Annotated in this window: 16 protein-coding genes; 1 reads left to right on the top strand and 15 read right to left on the bottom strand. The window is 46.1% G+C overall.

All coding sequences use genetic code 11. The features are described 5' to 3' along the window. Nucleotides 1–10 precede the first annotated feature (10 nt). The 6 genes from ACYJZR_RS04755 to ACYJZR_RS04730 all read right to left on the bottom strand — a co-directional run bounded on the left by ACYJZR_RS04755 (nucleotide 11) and on the right by ACYJZR_RS04730 (nucleotide 5,178). Nucleotides 11–340, bottom strand: a complete 330-nt coding sequence (locus tag ACYJZR_RS04755; protein WP_005460082.1) for a YbaB/EbfC family nucleoid-associated protein — start codon at nucleotides 338–340, stop codon at nucleotides 11–13. Between the two features lie 82 nt (nucleotides 341–422). Next, nucleotides 423–2,558, bottom strand: a complete 2,136-nt coding sequence (gene dnaX, locus ACYJZR_RS04750; RefSeq protein WP_025499568.1) for a DNA polymerase III subunit gamma/tau — start codon at nucleotides 2,556–2,558, stop codon at nucleotides 423–425. An 8-nt stretch (nucleotides 2,559–2,566) separates the two neighbouring features. After that, nucleotides 2,567–3,112 carry an adenine phosphoribosyltransferase gene (gene apt, locus ACYJZR_RS04745; protein ID WP_005460112.1) on the bottom strand — a complete coding sequence of 182 codons (546 nt, stop codon included), beginning with the start codon at nucleotides 3,110–3,112 and terminating at the stop codon, nucleotides 2,567–2,569. Nucleotides 3,113–3,277: 165 nt separating this feature from the next. Next, complete coding sequence (locus ACYJZR_RS04740) at nucleotides 3,278–3,625, bottom strand: YbaN family protein (protein WP_023585236.1); 348 nt, start codon at nucleotides 3,623–3,625, stop codon at nucleotides 3,278–3,280. 72 nt (nucleotides 3,626–3,697) lie between these two features. Further along, nucleotides 3,698–3,829, bottom strand: coding sequence for a hypothetical protein (locus ACYJZR_RS04735; protein WP_005380608.1), 132 nt, complete (start codon nucleotides 3,827–3,829; stop codon nucleotides 3,698–3,700). A 242-nt stretch (nucleotides 3,830–4,071) separates the two neighbouring features. Continuing rightward, complete coding sequence (locus ACYJZR_RS04730; protein WP_024702571.1) at nucleotides 4,072–5,178, bottom strand: response regulator; 1,107 nt, start codon at nucleotides 5,176–5,178, stop codon at nucleotides 4,072–4,074. A 274-nt stretch (nucleotides 5,179–5,452) separates the two neighbouring features. Between ACYJZR_RS04730 and ACYJZR_RS04725 the strand changes: the two genes are divergently transcribed. Then, nucleotides 5,453–6,328, top strand: a complete 876-nt coding sequence (locus ACYJZR_RS04725; protein ID WP_005460107.1) for a LysR family transcriptional regulator — start codon at nucleotides 5,453–5,455, stop codon at nucleotides 6,326–6,328. 59 nt (nucleotides 6,329–6,387) lie between these two features. On the opposite strand, the gene purF is transcribed toward ACYJZR_RS04725, so the two are convergent. From purF to ACYJZR_RS04680, 9 genes are all read right to left on the bottom strand, one after another. After that, on the bottom strand, nucleotides 6,388–7,902 hold the full coding sequence (gene purF, locus ACYJZR_RS04720; RefSeq protein ID WP_005484378.1) for an amidophosphoribosyltransferase: 1,515 nt from the start codon (nucleotides 7,900–7,902) through the stop codon (nucleotides 6,388–6,390). Nucleotides 7,903–7,938: 36 nt separating this feature from the next. Next, a complete protein-coding gene (locus tag ACYJZR_RS04715; protein ID WP_005484550.1) occupies nucleotides 7,939–8,430 on the bottom strand; it encodes a CvpA family protein in 492 nt (163 codons plus the stop codon). A gap of 61 nt (nucleotides 8,431–8,491) precedes the next feature. Beyond that, the gene (locus tag ACYJZR_RS04710; protein WP_015297091.1) at nucleotides 8,492–9,100 is read right to left on the bottom strand and encodes an SPOR domain-containing protein; all 609 of its coding nucleotides are present in this window, start codon (nucleotides 9,098–9,100) and stop codon (nucleotides 8,492–8,494) included. Between the two features lie 14 nt (nucleotides 9,101–9,114). Further along, complete coding sequence (gene folC / locus ACYJZR_RS04705; RefSeq protein ID WP_193303929.1) at nucleotides 9,115–10,377, bottom strand: bifunctional tetrahydrofolate synthase/dihydrofolate synthase; 1,263 nt, start codon at nucleotides 10,375–10,377, stop codon at nucleotides 9,115–9,117. A gap of 45 nt (nucleotides 10,378–10,422) precedes the next feature. Beyond that, nucleotides 10,423–11,349 carry an acetyl-CoA carboxylase, carboxyltransferase subunit beta gene (gene accD, locus ACYJZR_RS04700; RefSeq protein WP_005460141.1) on the bottom strand — a complete coding sequence of 309 codons (927 nt, stop codon included), beginning with the start codon at nucleotides 11,347–11,349 and terminating at the stop codon, nucleotides 10,423–10,425. 184 nt (nucleotides 11,350–11,533) lie between these two features. Further along, nucleotides 11,534–12,328 carry a tRNA pseudouridine(38-40) synthase TruA gene (truA, locus tag ACYJZR_RS04695; protein ID WP_005479529.1) on the bottom strand — a complete coding sequence of 265 codons (795 nt, stop codon included), beginning with the start codon at nucleotides 12,326–12,328 and terminating at the stop codon, nucleotides 11,534–11,536. An 89-nt stretch (nucleotides 12,329–12,417) separates the two neighbouring features. Next, nucleotides 12,418–16,782 (bottom strand): FimV/HubP family polar landmark protein, encoded by a 4,365-nt coding sequence (locus ACYJZR_RS04690; protein WP_406966037.1) that lies wholly within the window; start codon nucleotides 16,780–16,782, stop codon nucleotides 12,418–12,420. Nucleotides 16,783–16,980: 198 nt separating this feature from the next. Next, complete coding sequence (locus ACYJZR_RS04685; protein ID WP_005460137.1) at nucleotides 16,981–17,994, bottom strand: aspartate-semialdehyde dehydrogenase; 1,014 nt, start codon at nucleotides 17,992–17,994, stop codon at nucleotides 16,981–16,983. After that, entirely contained in the window at nucleotides 17,991–19,124 is a 1,134-nt protein-coding gene (locus ACYJZR_RS04680) for a 4-phosphoerythronate dehydrogenase (protein ID WP_053301166.1), read from the bottom strand. Before ACYJZR_RS04680 ends, ACYJZR_RS04685 begins: the two co-directional genes overlap by 4 nt. Between the last annotated feature and the right edge of the window lie 148 nt (nucleotides 19,125–19,272).

The raw sequence follows: 19,272 nt of genomic DNA, 5'->3' as shown, positions 1-19,272 counted from the left end.
TGTCAGCAGATTAGAATGGCATTTTCATACCTGGTGGTAGTTGCATACCGCCAGTTACAGAAGCCATTTTCTCTTTTTGAGTTTCTTCAACGCGACGTGCTGCATCGTTGAATGCCGCAGCAATAAGATCTTCAAGCATTTCTTTGTCGTCTTCCATCAAGCTTTCATCGATGTCAACACGACGCACACTGTGGCTACCAGTGATTGTTACTTTAACTAGACCAGCACCAGACTCGCCAGTTACTTCCATATTCGCGATTTCTTCTTGAAGCTTTTGCATGCGCTCTTGCATTTGCTGGGCTTGCTTCATTAGGTTGCCCATACCGCCTTTACCAAACATGTTTATCTCTCTGGTTTAATTGGGTGTTGCATCAGTTAATGGGGTTCTCACTTGACGTTTTCAACCCCATTCCGTTTGTTAGTTAGATAGGGCGCACACTATCTTTATCAAGCTCTGCAGCAAAACGACGCTCGATAAAGTCGACATTCGGGTCGTTCTCCAAGCTGTTCAGCGCTTGTTGTAATTTCTCTTGATAGAGTCTGTCTCTCAGTTCAAGTGGTGTTTCGCCACTCTCTCCTACTTCGATACTCAAGTGACACTCTTCACCTAAAACCGTGTTTAGTGCGTTGAGCAGCTCACTTTGAGCTCTATCTGTATTTAAGTGTGCTTGGCTGCTTCTCAACTGTAAAGAAACGGTCGAGCCTTCTTTACTATAGTCAGAGTTTAGCGCAAGTTGTTCCACCAGCTTAGGCAGGTTCATCAAACTGATCATTTTCGCCCACTCGTTTTTTTCAAGTGACTCATCAATCAGCTTTTGTGCCATTTCTGGTGTTTTTTCATGCTCAAGCGCTTGCTTGAGCTGCGTAGGTGTCAGCTTGGTATTAACTTTCGTCTCAACAGGCTTACTTGGACGCCAGCGATACGCTTCTTCAACTTCTGGTTCAGTAGGCTTTGGCGTTGAGTTTGGCGACACCTGCGCAGAATTGCCATGCAATTGCGCTACTCGGTCGATGACCGATTCTGGTTTTGCAGATGCCGCTTTAGGCTTTTTTGTGCCACCATTTTGCGTTGTGTTTTGCTGTAAACCCTGCTTACGCTGTGAACGTAACTGATGACGTAAGCCTGCTGCTCCCATTCTTGATGGCGCAGGCGCGCTTTCTTGCTGAGGTTGAGCCTCTGGCGCTGGGTTTTCGCTCATTGGCGGAGCCATGTCGTACTGAGGAGGCGACATATCATAACCACCAGTCTGATAGTCTGGCTGATATTGTGGCTCTTCATTCATTGACGCAGGCTGATTCACTGACGGACGAACGGGCTGCGAAACAGATTGTTGTGCTTGCACTGGATTTGGGCGCGACTGCTGTTGTGCTACCGGAGCCTGCTGTGCTGGCGCTGAATTCGTTAGACTCGCATTTGGCATCTGACTCAACTGAGGTTGAGATCCTGCGGTAACGATATTTGCACCGTTATTCGCTGATGGACGAAAAGCCAACATACGTAAGACGATCATCTCCATACCAACACGGCCATTTGGAGACAGCGTCAGATCTTCACGACCTTTTAGCGCAATTTGATAGTAAAGCTGCACATCTTGTGGGCTGAGCGCTTTACTTAATAATTCGATTTTTTCTGCATCAGGCTGTGCTCGGTCTAGTGACGCAGGCAGTGCTTGATACATAGCGATGCGATGTAACTGCGTCGCGATTTGTTGCAATAAGCCGTCCCACTCAACACCATTCGCCGCCAATTGGTGGATTTTATCCATGGCTTGTTGAGGTTGTTTACTGCTGATCGACTCAAGCAAGTGAATCGCTTGATCCGTATCGATGGTTCCCAGCATGTGGCTAACGATGTCGGTTTGCACCGCACCATTGCCTAAAGCAATCGCTTGGTCGGTCAAACTCAGCGCATCACGCATACTCCCATCAGCTGCATGGGAGATCATACCGAGCGCTTTGGACTCTGCTGAAACCTGCTCTTGACCCAAAATGTAGTCAAGTTGCTGATGAATATCATCAACACTGATTGGCTTGAGATGGAACTGCAGACAACGAGATAAAATGGTAACTGGCAGCTTCTGTGGATCGGTTGTTGCGAGCAAAAACTTCACATACTCTGGCGGCTCTTCCAAGGTTTTTAATAACGCATTGAAAGAGTGACGCGACAGCATGTGCACCTCATCGATGAGGTACACTTTAAAACGTCCACGAGCGGGTTTGTATTGAACGTTGTCTAGCAGTTCGCGAGTATCTTCAACTTTAGTACGTGATGCCGCGTCAATCTCAAGCAAGTCAACAAAGCGACCTTCATCAATCTCTCGGCAGGTAGCACATTCACCACATGGTGTGGCGGTGATACCAGTCTCACAGTTCAACCCTTTGGCAAACAAACGGCCGATACTGGTTTTACCCACACCACGCGTCCCACTGAATAGGTAAGCATGATGTAAACGGTTTTGCGCCAATGCGTTTTCCAGTGCCGTTAGAACATGTTTTTGCCCTACGACTTGGTCAAACTTATTAGGACGCCATTTTCGCGCTAAAGCTAAATAACTCATTGAATGTATTAATGTCCTTCAAAATCGCAAATGCTGAATACGTTTAGGCCTAATGCTTCTAAACGCTTATCACCACCGATTTCTGGTAGGTTGATAACGAACGCTGCGTGTTCAACTTCACCACCAAGTTGGCGAATTAACTTTGTCGTTGCCTCAATCGTGCCACCTGTCGCCAGCAAGTCATCCACAACCAATACTTTATCGCCTTCTACGATAGCGTCTGTATGAATTTCTAGCGTATCAATGCCGTATTCTAGTTCATAAGATTGAGCAATGGTCGGGCGAGGTAGTTTGCCTGGCTTACGCACTGGAACAAAACCAACACCTAGCTCAAGCGCTAGTGGCGCACCAAATAGGAAACCACGTGCTTCTGTACCCACAACCTTTGTAAAGCCCATGTCTTTGTAGCGTTCAACCAGCAGACCGATGGTTGCTTGATACGCTTTTGCGTCTTCTAATAGGCTTGTTACGTCGCGGAAAAGAATGCCTGGTTTTGGGTAATCTTGGATGCTTTTGATGCTAGATTTGATCAGCGAAATTGTTTCTGTAGTCATAATACCGATTTACTTAGATTGGCTCATCACCCTCTATTCTAATCACAGTATCACGAGGGCAACGAACAATAGGTTTTCACCGCTATGTGCCTATTTTCTTAAAAGTCACAGGCGCTGAAAATACAAACGCCCACTCGAAGAGCGGGCACACTATTCTCTACAATCTTAGTGATTTTCTTCTCTGTCAGCAACCAACTCAATCACAGGTAGGCGCATAAACCAACTGAGTAAAACGATTAGCATCACTAAAAGAGCAATTTTTACCCAGATGATGGGGGCTACGATGATAGAAACGGTGAAACTAAGAATGATAAAAACCGCACCACGTTGTTTGACTTTAGGGCTCACCGCTCGATGACGATGCCAATTGTCTAAAATAGGGCCGAAGGTTTTGTGATTGTGTAACCAATGATGAAATGCAGGGCTGCCGCGCATAAAACAAGCGCTTGCTAGCAAGATAAAAGGAGTGGTTGGTAAGAGAGGAAGGGCGATGCCGGCAATGCCAAGCGCTATACAGAGTCCACCAACAATATTGAAGAAGTAACGCTTAATACGAATGGTGAACTCCAATACACAATAGCTAGATTAAAAGCCTGCGTAACCGTTCATTACACGAAGCCAGGTTAGCGTTGCAGGTAGAGTTGGGATCAAAAGTACTGCAATGAAACCTAAAAAGTAAAAAATATTATAAGGCTCTTTAAAATCTTTGTCTGCCATGATGTTTCTTCTCACTAGTTGACTTTGCTTCTCCCAACACGCAGCGTTAAATTAACGTTGCATAAATGGGTCATTATTGTTTTAGGCACTGACTATACCTTAAACAACTCCATCTAAACACCAACAAAAAGTAAGGTTATAAAATCATCAGTTATAGAACGACAGATTCAGGAAAGAAGAAAGCAGCACATTACATGCTGCTTTCACCATATTAATTAAAGACAAGATCCGAGTTTGGCTTTCTAAACAAGTCGATTCACTCGAGTAATATTCAGGCTGAAACTGGATGCACCTAAACAACCTATCGACAACTGACCTGTTGTCTTCAGCGGTAAATCTCGGGTGATGAAGTTTTTCATGCTCCCATCGCCCAGTCGATTGCCTGCCGCAATATGTTGATTTTCATGTCCATCCGCCCATTGGCTGTCCAAACCAGCAGGTAAAAGTGACACGGTTGAAGATGCTAAGTCCGCCACACCAAATACCGCCTTCACCGCACCAGCACAATCTGAGCACTCAATGCCCTTCTCCATGATGTTTACCATGTCTTTCAGATCCGCACTGAAACTTTTTAAGTTTCTTAGGTAATCATCAAACAAAGCTCTCACCAGTAGCGTTGTCGCTACACCTCCATTTTCTTGGGAAGCAGAGTCCACTAAGTAGAAAGCAAACTGTCCATTCATCAACCAGCGATAATCAAACACCAAAGGCATCAAATCTGCCGACTGTAGTAACCGATAAGAACAACGCCAGTCACCTTGAGAGGCGTCTTTGTCTGGCAACAACGCATGCAGCAGATCTCTCGCTGCATTTGGGTTTTGTTGCAAGTACTCTAAATGCCAGTGCAGCTCTTGCTCATCTGGTATTTCTCCACCGTCATCTACGCGAAACCACTGGCTTGAAAAGTCACGCTGTTCTGCAAAATGACAATCTGAGTCCTCAAGCGTATTGTCGATCGCTTGCGACAAATGCTCATAATTCCCTATCGGTTTTGGAAGAAAGTCTTTAATACCAAAACGCAACGCTTTCGCGACATCAGACATTTCATCTGTGCCAGACACCACAATAAGCGGTAACGATGGATACTCAAGACTGACTTCTTCTACGAATTCTATGCCATCTAATACGGGCATAGACAAATCACACAAGACGAGATCGGGTTGGCATTCCCTGAGTTGATGAAGAGCCTCTAGGCCATTTTCAGCTTCTACTACTTTGAAACCCTGACTTTCTAAATAAGCATTGGTTACGTTACGAAATATCGGATCATCGTCCACTAACATGATCAGTTTCCGATTAACCACTTCCTGTGCCGAGACCATTGCCGTTTGACTGTGAGTCTTGAACATACCTTTACACCTCACAAAGCTTAGTCAAAAAACAAAATTATTTAAGTTATTATTTTTGTTGTGTTTGCATAGGCAAAACGTTGCGCAGCAAGACTTGAAGCGGTTTCGCCTTGTTATAAAACGTAGCTTGAAAAAGTCATTTATACAAATTGTCAGTATTTACTCCAAGGCTCTTGCTGTGTTCAAATGATGCAACATGTTGACTTAAAGCAAGCTTTAATCACAAAGTTAATTATAAATTAGCCATAATTGGTAATTTAATGTGTCTGGAAATATGAAATTAGATGATTTGAACCTGTTTCGACTGGTTGTCGAAAATGGGAGCTATACCGCAACTTCGCGAAAAACCATGATCCCGGTGGCAACCATCACCCGACGCATTCAAGCGCTAGAAGACTCTGTCAATCTTCGACTATTGAACCGTCACGCACGTAAGCTTTCTCTGACTGAAGCCGGAGAACGCTTTTACCATGAATGCTCTCCCCTACTTCAAAGGCTGACATCAACCGCGGAAGAAATCACCGATGACTGCCGCGGTGCATCAGGCAAAATTAAAATTTCTGCGCCTTACAATCTGACCAAGCGCATGATGATGCCGATGTTTAATGACTTCATGAAGAAGTATCCGGATATCAATATCGAGCTGACGACAGAGAACAACGCTGATCAATTAGACCCAACGGAATGGGATGTTATTTTCCGTGTAGGTCCGCAACGAGATTCCAGCCTAATTGCTCGTAAAATTGGCGAAGTAAAAGATATTTTGGTTGCCAGCCAAGACTATCTAGCAGCCAACCCTGCGCCAAACCACGCAGAAGAGCTCTCAAACCACTCTTTGCTAAAAGGCTACCCACTTATCAAGTGGACACTGATCAACAGCAAAGGTGAGTCTGTGGTGAACGTAGAGCGTGGTCGTTTCCAAGCCAACGCACTCAATGTTGTTCGCAGTGCTTGTTCAGAAGGTCTAGGTATTACATTAATGCCTGATGTGATGATTAAGGAATACATCGAAAGTGGTGAATTGTTGCGAGTCTTGCCAGATTGGAGCGCAAACCCGCGCGACATCTACATGCTGTACAACCACAAAGATCACTTGCCAGAGAAAGTGCGTCTGTTCATCGACTTTGTGATTGCCTACAACATTCACTAAAAAATAAAAACCAGAGCCTAGGCTCTGGTTTTTTTAATCCCGATAATGATGGCGCAGATTTACGCGCCTTCGTTGTGCAGCTCTAGGTTCGCTAGATCTTGCTGAATTTCACGTTGCGTTTTTGCATCGTCATTACGCAAACCATCTAGGAAGTCGAGGTATTGTTGATCGATATCGCCAGTTACGTATTCACCATTAAATACTGATGTATCGAACTGCGTGATATCTTGGTTACCTAAACCTACCGCTTCAACTAAGTCATCTAGACGTTGGTAAATAAGCGCATCCGCACCAATCTGCTTACAAATGGTTTCGTTGTCACGACCATGAGCAATCAGCTCTGTCGCGCTCGGCATATCGATACCGTAAACGTTAGGGAAGCGAACTTCTGGTGCAGCAGACACCATGTACACTTTCTTCGCGCCGGAGTCGCGAGCCATCTCAATGATCTGTTCTGATGTCGTACCGCGGACGATAGAGTCATCCACCAGCAACACGTTCTTATCTTTGAACTCAGAGCGGATAGCGTTTAGCTTGCGACGCACTGATTTCTTACGTTGTTGCTGACCAGGCATGATAAACGTGCGGCCAACGTAACGGTTTTTAACAAAGCCTTGGCGGTAAGGAATATCGATCGCTTGAGCAATTTGTAGTGCGATATCGCAAGAGGTTTCAGGAATAGGGATTACGACGTCGATATCAAGATCGGCGTAATCTTCACGAATTCGCTCACCCAGCTTTTTGCCCATTTCAACGCGAGCACTGTACACAGAGATTTTATCGATGAAAGAATCAGGACGCGCAAAGTAAACAAATTCAAAAATACAAGGATTTAGCTTTGGATTGTCTGCACATTGCTTAGTGAACAGCTCACCTTCAAATGTCGCATACACCGCTTCACCCGGAGCTACGTCACGCACAAAGTCAAAACCGACCGCATCCAACGCAACAGACTCTGATGCAACCATGTATTCCGTGCGACCAGCGACTTCACGCTTGCCTAAACAAAGAGGGCGAATACCATGCGGGTCACGAAACGCAATCATACCGTGGCCGATGATCATCGCAGTTACTGCATAAGCGCCGCGAATAGTACGGTGCACATTGGTAACAGCGCGAAATACATCTTCAGCAGTTACATTGCCTTTTACTGTGTCAATTTCGTGTGCAAGTACGTTGAGAAGCACTTCTGAATCAGAAGTGGTGTTGATGTGGCGGCGATCTTTTTCAAACAGTTTCTGACGAACTTCGTGAGCGTTGGTCAAGTTACCGTTGTGGGCAAGTGTAATACCGAAAGGAGAGTTTACGTAGAAAGGCTGGGCTTCTGAGGCGCTTGAACTACCCGCAGTTGGGTAACGAACGTGGCCGATACCGACCTCACCTTGCAAGCGCTGCATGTGTCTTGCTTCGAATACATCCTTGACTAAACCGTTCGCCTTACGCAGACGAAAACGATTGCTTTCTATGGTACAAATACCAGCGGCATCTTGGCCACGATGCTGTAACACCGTTAACGCGTCATAAATAGACTGGTTTACAGGCGTTGTGCCCACGATTCCAACAATACCACACATGTCCTAATCCTCGATTTGCGACAGTAGCTGGCACTACTATATAGTGCCAGACAGAAAACTTGATGTTGCTTGTAAATGCTCGAAGAATGGGGCGATGATACGGCTGAACTCAGGGATCAACTGTGACTCTTTCCACCAATCCGAGCTTGGGAATGCAGTAAACGCATCCATAAAAAACAGCACCGCAGAAACAATTAAGACTCCGCGTAAACCACCAAATACAATTCCTAGAATTCGGTCAGTACCTGATAGCCCTGTTTTTTGTACCAGTTGACCAATGACGTAATTCACCACTGCACCAACTACCAAGGTTGCGACGAATAACGCCGCAATTGCGGCTCCGTTGCGAAACATATCATCTTTGATATTGGTGAAGTACACCGCCAATTTGGCGTAGTAGTTACTGGAGATAAAAAACGCTCCGAACCAAATAACCAAAGACAAAGCTTCTTTAGCAAAACCGCGAACTAAACTGATCAGAGCTGAAAATCCGATCACACCTAAAATGATAAAATCTATCCAATTCATGTTTTCTTCATCTTAAGTTGGCGCGCATTTTAACAGAAAAAATGCTGACGCAAACGTTTTCTTATGGATTTAATGGCTTAAATTTAAGCAATTGGCCTTTTGAACCGGTAATTTTTTGTAATTCTTGAACTTGTCGTTCAAGTTTACTTTTTGACACATCAGGGCCAACAATTACTCGAGTAAAGTCGTTCTCTTTTTTCGTATGAGCCTGGTAACCACGCTTCTGCAAATCCGCAACGAGCGCCTCTGCATTTTCGTGATTCTTCAGCGCCATCAACTGAATGATCCACGCAGAATCTTCATATTGATTCTTTTCTTCAACTGGACGAACAGCAATTTCAACCTGCTCTGGCTGTTTGGGTTGCTTTACTTCGACGGGTTGTGGCGTAGGTTCAGGTTTCTGCTCCGGCTGAGAGGCGTTAACCTGACGCTCTTCTGACTCTTGCACGACCGCCTCTACAGGTGATTCTGGTAGCGCAATGTCATCTTCTACTGGCTCTAAGATCTCGAAGTTTTCCACATCACTATCAAGTTCAGGTTTGATAGGAATGCTGGCAAATTCTTCTTTGTAGTGCAGTTTTTTACCATCTAGAACATCAGGAAGAACAATGACTCCCACTGCGACTAGAATGATGGTGCCGACTAAACGACTTTGGAATTTACTTGCCATCAAGTTACCTTTGATTACTTATTCTTTGATTGCCAATGCTCCAATACCTCACCTACGGTATGGAATGAGCCTGCGACCAACACAACATCGTTTGAAGCAGCGCTGCTTAATGCACTCTCAAACGCTTCAACCGGTGTTTGGAACTGAACTTGCCCTTGCGGTAGGTACTGGCATAATTCATCCGCCGTTGCAGCCCGTGGCCCAGTCAACGATGCTGGATACCAATGCGTCGCGATAGGCTTAAGCGCGGCCAATGTCGCTTTGATGTCTTTATCATGCAGCATTGCAATTACAACGTGGATAGTTTTCCCTGCGTACTGAGTTTTTACCTTTTCAACTAAATACTCAGCAGAATGAGGGTTGTGCGCCACGTCCAACACAATTTCTGGCTCGTGTTGAAGCACCTGCATTCGACCCGCGAGTCGAGCATTATTCAAGCCATTCACGATGTTTATGTCAGTGATTTGCAATTCCGACGCGCCTAGAGCCATTAAAGCAGTGGCAGCATTTGGAAGCGGTAGCGAAGGCAGAGGAAGATCCTCAAGCGCAAAAGCACCACTGCTCCACTTCCAACCTTTCTCAGTTAGAGCGTAGTCAAACTGGATGCCGACTTGGAAGAATTCAGCACCGATATCATCAGCATGGGCTGCAACCGTCGCTGGAGGCAATGGTTGACCACAAATCGCGGGTTTACCTGCGCGGTAGATGCCCGCTTTTTCAAAGCCGATAACATTGATGTCGTCACCAAGCCAATCTACATGGTCGATCGCCAGGCTGGTGATCACTGACACATCGTGATCAACGACGTTTGTTGCATCTAGTCGCCCACCTAAGCCAACTTCAAGAAGCACTACATCGACGTTTTCGACTTGGAAAATACGCAGCGCTGCAAGCGTGCCAAACTCGAACAGACTTAAACTGATGTCACCACGTTGTTTTTCTACATAGTCAAACGCTTCACAGTGCTTAGCATCTTCCACGTCTACACCATTAATGCGCACACGCTCGTTATAACGGATCAGATGAGGAGAACTGTAAACGCCTACTGAATAGCCAGCGTCGAGTAAGATTGCTTCCATTAGCGCACACGTTGAGCCTTTGCCATTAGTTCCGGCAACAGTGATTACGGTAGGAGCAGGTTTGGTGAGATTGGCTTTTGTCGCTACCTCTTGAACGCGGTCTAAGCCCAAATCGATAGCTGAGGAATGAATATTTGATAAATAATCAAGCCACATCGCTAGAGGAGATGTGGCTTGAGGAATTGGGTTTTGGGTCATCTAACTTTAACCATTAATTTCTTTGGCTTTATGTTAGTTGTTACTTTACCCTTTTTCGTCCACTTCTGGTACAGAATATGGTTCTTCATTTGGAGATTCGTTAACCGAAACCACCAATGGAGACTTGTGGTTAGTCATCTTAGCGATAAGACCACCCACACGTTGACGCATTTCACGACGGTCAACGATCATATCAATCGCACCGTGCTCAAGCAGGAATTCGCTACGTTGGAAACCTTCAGGAAGGTCTTCACGTACCGTTTGCTCGATTACACGACGACCTGCAAAGCCGATCAACGCTTTAGGCTCACCAATGTTGATGTCGCCCAGCATCGCCAAACTTGCCGATACACCGCCCATGGTTGGGTCAGTAAGAACCGAAATAAATGGCAGGCCTTTTTCTGACAGACGCTCAAGTGCCGCACTGGTTTTCGCCATTTGCATTAGAGACATCAACGCCTCTTGCATGCGAGCGCCGCCACTTGCAGAGAAACACACAAGTGCACAGTTATTCTCGATTGCGGCTTCTACTGCTTTAACAAAGCGAGCACCAACCACAGAGCCCATTGAACCGCCCATGAAAGAGAATTCAAACGCACACGCTACTAGAGGCATGCCTAACAGCTCACCTTGCATAACGATCAGCGCATCTTTCTCGCCACTGCTCTTTTGTGCTGCAGAGATACGTTCTTTGTATCGCTTAGAATCTTTAAACTTCAGTTTGTCTTGAGGCTCAAGCTCAGTGCCTAGCTCAACACGGTTACCTTCGTCCAAGAATGTTTCCAAACGACGACGCGCTTTCATACGCATGTGATGGTTACACTTAGGACAAACTTCTAGGTTACGCTCAAGTTCAGCATGGTAAAGAACCTGCTCACAAGAGGTACATTTCGTCCACACACCTTCTGGGATAGAAGCTTTACGTGAACTAACTAGGTTACTTTTCTCTAAAATCTTTTCAAGCCAACTCATGGAAGACCTTTTCTCTCAACTCTTCCGCTTCATTACGAAAGATATAAATTCGAAATAATACCGACGGATTAAACCATATCTTGCGACGAGTGTAGATAAAAAACTGGTTGTACCTATTTTCGATATCGTTAATTACTGATGTTATGCGGCTACACTACCGATATTTTGAAGCAAGTTTGTGAATTTAGTTCAAATTATCTGGCAAAAACAGCGGACCGATCGGCACGCAAGGCAATTCAAATTCTTCTGGATAATCGACATCGACTAAGTACAAACCTTCAGCCTTCGCTGTTGCACCTGCAAGTTTGCGATCTTTTGCCTCAAGCAACCACTTGATCCACTCTGGTTTTTCTTCACCACGACCAACTTTAATCAGGCTACCTGTGATGTTTCGAACCATGTGGTGAACGAACGCGTTCGCTTTAATATCGATAACAACATAATCACCATGACGAGTGACGTTTAGGTGCATCAAATTACGGCACGGACTCAACGACTGACAATGCGCTGCACGGAATGATGAAAAGTCATTTTCACCTAACAAATATTGCCCGGCTTCATGCATTTTCTTTTCATCTAGCTCGCCGTGATAATGGCTCACACCCGAGTTCAAAATGCCTGGGCGCAATGCGTGATTAAAAATGATGTAGCGGTAACGACGCGCTGTTGCTGAGAATCGCGCATGGAAGTCATCAGGAACTTCTTTTGCCCAGCGAACAGCGATGTCACTTGGCATGTTCGCATTTGCGCCCATAGTCCAAGCCACCATTTTTCGATTAACGTTGGTATCAAAGTGAACAACTTGTCCCGTACCATGTACACCCGCATCAGTACGACCTGCACACTGCACTTCGACAGGGTGGTTCGCAACGATGGACAACGCTTTCTCTAGTTCCTCTTGAACACTTTTCACTTCTCTTTGGCGTTGCCAACCAAAATAATTTGTACCGTTGTATTCGATACCTAATGCGATTCTCATCTTAACCTTCGAACTCTAAAATGGGGCGGGAAGTATATACTCAAGTCCCTTCAGATACAAAAAGGGCAGCTCTCGCTACCCTTTTTGATTTATCGACCGTTTATGGTATCGATGAGGTTTTTCGCTTCTCGGCGAATGTCATCTTCACCGTAAACTATCGCCTCTTCTAACAGTTTGATCGCACCTTGAGGATCGTTCATTTCAAGATAGATTTTAGCAAGGTCCAACTTACCTGCTGCTTCTGCATTGGTATCTACATCAACGTCACCGATATCACCAATCACATCAGGGAACTCATTCAAACCGACATCGAGCATCAGTTCTTGCTCTTCAAACTCACCACCTTCTTTGTCCACTTGAGCCATCAGTTCATCAATAGTCATAAACTGATTTTTCTTAGGGTCAAAGTCATCAAGATCTTCCTGCTCGGCCCAGTTCTCTTGCACGATTTCAGGTTGAGTCAGCGCTTCGCTCGAACTCCACACTTCTTGCTGATCTTCAGGGACTTCTTCCGTAACCGATGGTTCAGGCATGTCTGATGCTGGCTTAAAACCATCCCAGTCATCACCGACATCCAACATGGTTTCGAAATCCATGCCTGCACTTGCAATGGTGTCGCTGTCGAGCTTGCCATCAAACGCTTCAGCACTTGGCTCATCTGCAAGCAAGTTAGCCATCGTTGATTCATCAAAATCGTCTAACTCAGATGGAGATTCAATAGCAGTTGGCTGCGCTACCTCTTGATCAAAGCTGTTGTGAGCGAAGACTTCAAAAAGCGCATCATGGTCATTATCTGCCTGGAGAATTGGCTTAGGCGCAACTTCTGATTCTGATGAAGATGATGCTTCAGCCATAACCGCTATAGCATCTTCTTCACTGAACTCTGGCAGTTCAGTATCATCGAAGTTGAACTCTTCTTCCGCTTCGGCTGCTGGTGCTGCCGCTTCACGTTCAGATTCTGGTAGCTCAGGTTCATCAGCCATCGATGCCAATGCATCTTCTTCGTCGAACTCTGGCAGTTCCAGTTCGTCGAAGTTGAATTCTTCTTCCGCTTCGGCCGTTGGTGCTGCGGCTTGAACTTCAGATTCTGGTAGCTCAGGCTCGGCAGCCATGGATGCCAATGCATCTTCTTCGTCGAACTCTGGCAGTTCCAATTCATCAAAGTTGAATTCTTCTTCCGCGTCAGCGGTCGGCTCTGCAGTTTGAACTTCAGCTTCTGGTAGCTCAGGCTCAGCCGTCATGGATGCCAATGCATCTTCTTCATCAAACTCTGGCAGTTCCAGATCGTCGAAGTTGAATTCTTCTTCCGCGTCAGCGGTCGGCTCTGCAGTTTGAACTTCAGCTTCTGGTAGCTCAGGCTCGGCCGCCATGGATGCCAATGCATCTTCTTCATCAAACTCTGGCAGTTCCAATTCATCAAAGTTGAATTCTTCTTCCGCGTCAGCGGTCGGCTCTGCAGTTTGAACTTCAGCTTCTGGTAGCTCAGGCTCGGCCGCCATGGATGCCAATGCATCTTCTTCATCAAACTCTGGCAGTTCCAGCTCGTCGAAGTTGAATTCTTCATCCGCGTCAGCGGTCGGCTCTGCAGTTTGAACTTCAGCTTCTGGTAGCTCAGGCTCAGCCGCCATGGATGCCAATGCATCTTCTTCATCAAACTCTGGCAGTTCCAGCTCGTCGAAGTTGAATTCTTCATCCGCGTCAGCGGTCGGCTCTGCAGTTTGAACTTCAGCTTCTGGCAACTTCGGCTCATCGGCCATAGATGCCAATGCATCTTCTTCATCAACGTCAGTGGACGTTGCCGCGACAGGTTCTTGTTCAAGTTTGTTTTCAGCTTCAGACTCAACGTCGTCTAGTAACCAGTCTTCTTCTTGAGGAACGCCAAATTCATTCTCAACGGTATTCGGCGTCGGCGTGAATGCAGGTTCTTCCTCTTTACTGGTAATTTCTGGTTCAGTCTGTTCGTCGCGAGGTTGATACTCACCATTTTCAGAGGGCAGCTCTTCAGCCGATGGCATCAAATTCTCTTTGACAGATGAGTTTTCTAACTCTTCAGCAAAACCTTCTTTGCCTTCCAGAAGTGCGTCTAGCTCGGCGGCAAAATCTGCACTTTCTTGCTCAGTTTCTTCAAGAACGGTGTTGTCAGATTCAAACAGTTCATCCAGCTCAGTCATCAGAGGATCATGCTCTGGTGACATTTCCTCAAGATCACCTAGGAAGTCATTGCTATTAAACGGGACGCTTTCTTCTTGGAACGATTTCGTTAGTTCTGGTTCTGATGCAGCCGGTGGTTGTGGCTGCGCCTCACTCAGCAGAGCGTCGATATCTAAGCCAGATTCAAATTCTAACTCTGAGGCGTCTTCTTCAACCTGCGCGGTTAGCGGCTTCTCTTCCTCTGGCTCAAGCGCTTTATTTTGTTCCGTTTGAGGCTCGATCTCTTCAAAACCAAAATCAGCCACCAAGTCATCGTCTAACTGACTCTCATCAGCAGTGACTGCCTCATCCTCACGAATCAAATCATCGAATGGGTCGAGCTCGGTCGTGATCTCGTCTTCTAAAACGGGCTTTTCATCGTCGTCTTGCAGTAACTCATCGAGTAATTCAACGCTGTTTTCGTCGAGTTCCTCAATTACTTCTTCAGCCTCAAAATCAGATAGCGCTTCCAATTCGTTGAGCGGATCGAACTCTTCCTCGGTTTCGTCTTCATCGAAATCGATCAATTCGTCGAGTAGCTCAGTGCTGTTTTCATCGATATCGGTGTCATCAGTCAAACCCGCCAGACTTTCGAGTTCATCAAGTGGGTCAAGCTCACTTGATGTTTCTTCTGCTGGTTGATCGTATTGAGCTAATAGCTTATCAATATCGTCATCCGACGCCTCCCCTGCCGAGAAATCCTCGTCTGAGACTTGCGACTCTGGCTTGGTATCTTCAACGTCGAGATCTAAATCATCGTCGCCAAGTTCTGCGAATAAGTCGTCCAACATCGCTTGATCAACGCTGCCACTTGAAAGGTCTTCCGATGGTTCATCATCAGCAAGAAGTTTGGCAAATTCATCATCAGAAATAGCGTTATCGTCGTCGGACAAGTCGAAGCCTGTTTCGTCTTCGTCGAGCACTTCTAGTTCTGGCGTCACTTCATCAAGCGCACGTTCCATCTCTTCAAGGCCCAGTGCTTTCTCGTCGCCATTGACTTGAATACCGCTCGTTGAAGAATCAAACTCGTCAAATCCAACGTCTAAATCACCATCATCGCCGATACCGGCAAATGGATCTTCGCCGTCATCGCCTTCTAAGTTGAAGTCTAGTTCTTCGTCATCTAGGTTCGCGAAGACATCCTCTTCAAGCTCTGCTTTCTCATCCTGCTCTAACAGCGGTTCAGAGTCATCATCACCAAACAAGTCATCATCTAGGCTGAGCTCATCATCAAGTTGGTCAGCTGCGGCTAAACCAATTGGTGCCGCAAGTGGATCGATATCTTGTGTCTGCTGCTGCGCGGCTTCCTCTTCTTTCGCTTTCGAGCGACGACCAAGTAGCATGACAACCAACAATGCAAGCAGCGCACCTGGAATCAGGGCAGCGAGTCCGACTAGCCAACCATTGGATAGAATCTTATCCATCGTACTTGGCTGCATGCGTTGCTGCTCAGCAACACGTTGGCGCTCTTCTGCCAACAGCTTTTCCACTTCCGAACGAATGCGCTCTTCGTCGTTAAGCTCGCTTTTGAGTGTTTCAACTTCGCTCTGAACTTGAGACAGCATGAGGCGCAGACGATGGTTTTTCTCTTCTAGTGATTCAAGCTCACTTTGCGAGCCCTGCAGCTTGTCTTTTAGATCACTAACCTGCTTTTCACCTTGTGGTGACGTCGAAACTGGTGGCACGTTTGCTGTCGTTTCAACGGGTTTAACTGGTTCAGGTTTTGATGGAGTAACAACTGGCGGTTTTGGCGCAGTAGGCTCTGCAACAGGTTTAGGTTTAACCTCTATCTGTTTAACTGGAGCTGGCTTTTCTGGCTTGGGTTGTTTTAGTCGTAACTCATGCGCCTTCATAATGGCAACAGCTTGCTCAGTCGTCGCACTGCGAACTTGCTCTAATGAGGGAACACGAAGACGGCTGCCTGGGATAAGCTCGTGGATGTTTTGATTGTCAAACGCTTGAGGGTTGATTCGATAAATGGCGAGAAGCGTTTGTTGTACCGAGACATTACGTGACGGTCTTAGCTCAGAAGCTATCGACCACAGTGTTTGGTTTTCACCTGTAGGGCCGAAAAAGCGCGAAGGCTGAGTATTCTCAGGTGGAGTAGGTAATGCTCGTTCGATCTCTTCAGCATAGCTCGGAGATGATTGCACTTCACCAGACGGCCCAACGAGACGAATTCCTTCGGCTTGAACCACTGACGATGTCTGAGTCGCGCTCATCAACACAAGGGCTGCTAACAAACGCTTATAATTTTGACGCATAGAAGGCTCAGTTTTGTGCTAGAAACAATTTGAAATGGTGATCGGTTAAATATATCGGATATACCACGCAAAACTATAGCTTTGGGGATAAAAAATGTGTGGCTCTCGCCATATTCGTACTAATCTCACACAAATTTACATCGTTCGAACAAAAAAGCCTCGCTTAGTGCGAGGCTTTACGTTTCTTATACCACTAACTTAGTAGTAATCGCGGATCAGTACTTCGGCGATTTGTACAGCGTTCGTTGCTGCACCTTTGCGCACGTTGTCAGCCACAACCCATAGGTTTACGCCGCTGTGGTGGCTAATATCGTTGCGAATGCGGCCAACCATTACGTGATCTTTACCGCCCGCATCACGAACTTGTGTTGGGAAATCGTCACCGTGGAATACTTCTACACCTTCGGTTTGCTCAAGAAGGTTAATTACTTCTTGCGCGTCGATTGGTGAACGAGTTTCAACGTGAACCGCTTCTGCGTGGCCGTAGAACACCGGCACACGAACACACGTTGGGTTTACGGTGATTGAAGGATCGTTAAAGATTTTCTGAGTTTCCCACACCATTTTCATTTCTTCTTTGGTGTAGCCGTTTTCCATCATCTGATCGATTTGTGGAATACAGTTAAACGCGATCTGTTGTGAGAACTGCTTCTTGTCAGCTGGCAGACCATTTAGCAACTTAGCGGTTTGACCAGCCAACTCATCAATGCCCGCCTTACCTGCACCTGATACCGATTGATAAGTTGAAACGTTGATACGCTCAATACCCACGGCATCGTGGATTGGTTTAAGTGCGACTAACATTTGGATAGTCGAACAGTTTGGGTTGGCAATGATGTTACGGTTACGGAACTCAGCAATCGCTTCAGGGTTTACTTCAGGCACAACAAGAGGAATGTCGTACTCGTAACGGAAGTGTGACGTGTTGTCGATAACAATCACACCTTCATCAGCTGCGATTGGCGCCCATTTTGCAGATAGATCGCCACCAGCCGAGAACAGAGCGATGTGCGCTTGAGACCAATCAAACTCTTCTACGTTTTGTACGCGTACGGTTTTACCATTGAAACGGTAAGTCTTGCCTTCGCTACGCTCACTTGCCAATAGGAACAGTTCACCGACTGGGAACTTGCGCTCTTGAAGCACTTCTAAAATTGTTTCACCGACCGCACCGGTCGCACCCAAAATGGCAACATTGTATTGCTGGCTCATTGACTTACCTCAATCTGAAAACCTAGTTCTGCTAGTGGTGCAAGGTTGCATGTTTCATTTCCCACTAGCGTGACAGCGCTGTATTCACGGCGATCCCAGTAGTTTTTACGCATCAGGTCAAACGCACCTGGCTTACTGATTTCACGACGGAAAAGAGCGTCATCTTTACGCACATCATAGATTAACTGTGTGATGTTATGCAGTGTTGCTTCATCCCATGCTCTGTCCAACATCATCGTTGGAACAGGCGCAGTTGGCAATAAATCGCTGGCATGCGCACGTAATTCGTTATTTAAGAACTCGCAGTAGCTATTGAAAATCATTGTCGTACCGCGAGCTTTCCCTTCCAGACCATAGCCTGCAACGTGAGGGGTTGCGAATGCTAGCAGAGGCAGAAGCTCCATATCAACCTCTGGTTCCAATTCGAAGACATCCAATGCCGCAGTGAAACCATCTTGTTTCAATAAACGTTGCTTCAATGCTTGGTTATCAACCACAGGGCCACGCGCTGCATTGATAAGAATTTGATCACCACGAAGACCGTTCAGTACTTTCTCGTCAATCAAATGATGGGTTGGGTACGGCCCGTCTTTAGTGATTGGCGTGTGTAGTGTGATGATGTCTGATTGTTCGATAAGCTCAGCTAACGGAGTAAAGCTGCGAGGGTCACCCGCCTCTTGCTTGAATGGGTCGTTGATAAGGACGTTGATGCCCATGCCTTTCAAGCACTTCTCTAGATAGCTACCCACTTGGCCCGCACCAATAATACCTACGGTTTTATCAAAGACCGAAAAACCTTGTTGCTGCGCGAGTACCATCATGACGCTAAATGCGTACTCTGCAACACCCACTTTGTTACAACCTGGTGCTGCAGTAAAGAAAATGCCCTTTTCTTTCAAAAGAGCTTGGTCGACGTGATCCATACCCGCTGTCGCCGTACCAACAAACTTGAGCTTATTCGCTTTGCTGATCAGTTCAGCGTTTACTTTGGTTACCGATCGAATCATCAGAGCATCGATATCAATAAGGTCATCAGCAATCAGGGTACGACCCGGTTTTAGAATCACTTCACCAAGTTGGCTGAATAACTCTTCAGCGTACGGCATGTTTTCATCAACAATAATTTTCATAGCGCCAGCGTTTTTAAGATCCATTTTATGAGTTTGTTTATTCGCAAAAAGCGAAGCTATGGCGATTGTGCCCTTTTCGGGAAAAATCTCAAGATATAAACCCAATAAACCTTAAGGCGGAAACAGCTTGGTTTGTCGAGGTAGCAGC

This window comes from Vibrio sp. RC2502, assembly GCF_054850435.1.
This window is presented reverse-complemented; position numbering and strand designations above follow the sequence as displayed.

Excerpts from the sequence above, each read along its gene's own strand:
- ACYJZR_RS04755 (WP_005460082.1), bottom strand. The coding sequence starts at position 340 with ATGTTTGGTAAAGGCGGTATGGGCAACCTAATGAAGCAAGCCCAGCAA.
- dnaX (WP_025499568.1), bottom strand. The coding sequence starts at position 2,558 with ATGAGTTATTTAGCTTTAGCGCGAAAATGGCGTCCTAATAAGTTTGAC.
- apt (WP_005460112.1), bottom strand. The coding sequence starts at position 3,112 with ATGACTACAGAAACAATTTCGCTGATCAAATCTAGCATCAAAAGCATC.
- ACYJZR_RS04735 (WP_005380608.1), bottom strand. The coding sequence starts at position 3,829 with ATGGCAGACAAAGATTTTAAAGAGCCTTATAATATTTTTTACTTTTTA.
- ACYJZR_RS04730 (WP_024702571.1), bottom strand. The coding sequence starts at position 5,178 with ATGTTCAAGACTCACAGTCAAACGGCAATGGTCTCGGCACAGGAAGTG.
- ACYJZR_RS04725 (WP_005460107.1), top strand. The coding sequence starts at position 5,453 with ATGAAATTAGATGATTTGAACCTGTTTCGACTGGTTGTCGAAAATGGG.
- purF (WP_005484378.1), bottom strand. The coding sequence starts at position 7,902 with ATGTGTGGTATTGTTGGAATCGTGGGCACAACGCCTGTAAACCAGTCT.
- ACYJZR_RS04715 (WP_005484550.1), bottom strand. The coding sequence starts at position 8,430 with ATGAATTGGATAGATTTTATCATTTTAGGTGTGATCGGATTTTCAGCT.
- ACYJZR_RS04710 (WP_015297091.1), bottom strand. The coding sequence starts at position 9,100 with ATGGCAAGTAAATTCCAAAGTCGTTTAGTCGGCACCATCATTCTAGTC.
- folC (WP_193303929.1), bottom strand. The coding sequence starts at position 10,377 with ATGACCCAAAACCCAATTCCTCAAGCCACATCTCCTCTAGCGATGTGG.
- accD (WP_005460141.1), bottom strand. The coding sequence starts at position 11,349 with ATGAGTTGGCTTGAAAAGATTTTAGAGAAAAGTAACCTAGTTAGTTCA.
- truA (WP_005479529.1), bottom strand. The coding sequence starts at position 12,328 with ATGAGAATCGCATTAGGTATCGAATACAACGGTACAAATTATTTTGGT.
- ACYJZR_RS04690 (WP_406966037.1), bottom strand. The coding sequence starts at position 16,782 with ATGCGTCAAAATTATAAGCGTTTGTTAGCAGCCCTTGTGTTGATGAGC.
- ACYJZR_RS04685 (WP_005460137.1), bottom strand. The coding sequence starts at position 17,994 with ATGAGCCAGCAATACAATGTTGCCATTTTGGGTGCGACCGGTGCGGTC.
- ACYJZR_RS04680 (WP_053301166.1), bottom strand. The coding sequence starts at position 19,124 with ATGAAAATTATTGTTGATGAAAACATGCCGTACGCTGAAGAGTTATTC.